Origin of the sequence: Pseudoalteromonas sp. SG41-5, assembly GCF_014164495.1 — a bacterium.
GTDB lineage: Bacteria > Pseudomonadota > Gammaproteobacteria > Enterobacterales > Alteromonadaceae > Pseudoalteromonas > Pseudoalteromonas rhizosphaerae.
Genome location: NZ_JACJFH010000216.1, coordinates 1 through 1,685, shown reverse-complemented (window position 1 = coordinate 1,685; position 1,685 = coordinate 1). Strand labels below are relative to the sequence as shown.

Genomic DNA, 1,685 nt, shown 5'->3' with positions numbered 1-1,685 from the left:
TACTTGCAGTGATGTTTGGTTATGGTTTGGATGTACAACCAAGTGCCGTTGGCAGCTAAAGTTACTGGATACTTAAACGAAAAAACCACCTTTGTAGGTGGTTTTTTCGTTAAATCGAAGTCACTCGTTTTTCTAGCTAACTTTACTCTTACGTTCTATAAAGCACTTTTATGACATGCCAACCTAATTTAGTTTTTACTAAATGTGGTTCTAATATTTCTGCGCCAAAAGCCACTTTATCAAATTGCGGAACCATTTGGCCACGTTTAAATTCGCCTAAATCACCCCCTTTTTTACCCGATGGGCAAGAGGAATGTTTTTTAGCGAGCACATGGAACTTAGCGCCTTTTTTTAACTGCTGAATTATGTCTTCGGCAAGTTCTTTATGCTTAACTAAAATGTGTAATGCGTGTGCGGTGCTAGCCATGATCTATCTCTACAAAATTAAACTGAGGGGATTTTATCATAATAGATAAAAACTAGTCATTATCACTGGCCATAATAGCCAATTAAACGAATCGCGAATCCTACTTCGTCGCGATAATTGAGTTCTTCTCGGTATTCTATAAACGGCTCTAATTCATAAAACAGCCAACTGTATTTTACTTGCTGCCGGTAACGGTACGATACTGTATAGATAGTAAAGTCATCAAAACTATTCTGTACATTGGCACCAAACACTGCGGCTCGCTGCGCATCGGGTATATAACTTAAATAAACACCTGAGCGCATTTCGCTATCTATTTCGTCATCAATTTCACGGTAATTAGCAGAGACATTCAGCGAATAAAACTCATTGATCTTAGTATCACTGGAGAGCTTAATAAAGTAACCAAAGCCATCAGAGAAGTAATACTCTAAGCCGGCAGATGCAAAGTACTGCGTTTGATTAAATGTTTTATTCCAACGAAGTGCACTGCGTCCATAAAGTTGGCTACGTGATATGCCAACACGATTATCAACCTCTAAGTTAGCGGTACGCTCAACTAAAAATTGCAGCGCAGCATTTATGTCTTCAGTACCATTGTTTTGATTAGCTGGGGAGTCGGTTTCAAAAGGCAACCGGCTAAATTCGTCAGCGTCATTATCTATTATTAGATTTAAGCGGTTTTCCCAGCTAGGTAAGCTTAATGATACTTTAAAGCGTACTTCTGTTTCAGCTAGATCAGCACTGCGGGGAAGCCAGCCTAACCGCAAAAAACCTCTCGCATGGGCTTTGTTTGGGTTAACCTCTTCACCGAGTAAATCGTCTAACCACTGGGCGGTATTTTGCATCCGCAGATTAATTCTGTCGCGAACATCTACCACGATTGCAGAGTCATCATGGGTGTCATTTTGAGCATATAGTCCAGCACTAAACACTAAAAACAGTATATTAAGTTTAACCAAATAACCTGCCAACAGTCCGCCTTGTAAAGAAATTATAAGTAGTGGTGATCATACTCATGACTTGGGATCACGCAATAATTATATTTTCCAAATAAGCGATACCGGTTAAGTGCAATGGCATCATACCCCCAGTTGCGTATCCGTTTCGGTATTATTCGTAATATGTTAGCTAAGGGCCATGGCCAACCCAACTGTGAAACAACATTAATCACACCATCACTTTTGGTAACACACTGATTATTTTCAACATAGATCATGGTTTTAAAATTAGCTGTTGGGTAACCAAAGTGCGTGAG

The 1,685-nt window shown here is 39.6% G+C and carries 3 protein-coding genes; all 3 read right to left on the bottom strand.

Going from position 1 to position 1,685, the window contains the following annotated elements; all coding sequences use genetic code 11:
• Positions 1–148: 148 nt before the first annotated feature.
• Positions 149–427, bottom strand: a complete 279-nt coding sequence (gene ppiC, locus H5232_RS23115; protein ID WP_182831629.1) for a peptidylprolyl isomerase PpiC — start codon at positions 425–427, stop codon at positions 149–151.
• Between the two features lie 62 nt (positions 428–489).
• The gene (locus H5232_RS23110) at positions 490–1,401 is read right to left on the bottom strand and encodes a hypothetical protein (RefSeq protein ID WP_182717618.1); all 912 of its coding nucleotides are present in this window, start codon (positions 1,399–1,401) and stop codon (positions 490–492) included.
• A 20-nt stretch (positions 1,402–1,421) separates the two neighbouring features.
• Positions 1,422–1,685 (bottom strand): thiol-disulfide oxidoreductase DCC family protein (locus tag H5232_RS23105; protein WP_182831627.1); only part of this gene is annotated, 264 nt, incomplete at its 5' end.

What these genes read in the sequence shown, in the direction of transcription:
- ppiC (WP_182831629.1), bottom strand. Translation starts at nt 427, where the DNA reads ATGGCTAGCACCGCACACGCATTACACATTTTAGTTAAGCATAAAGAA.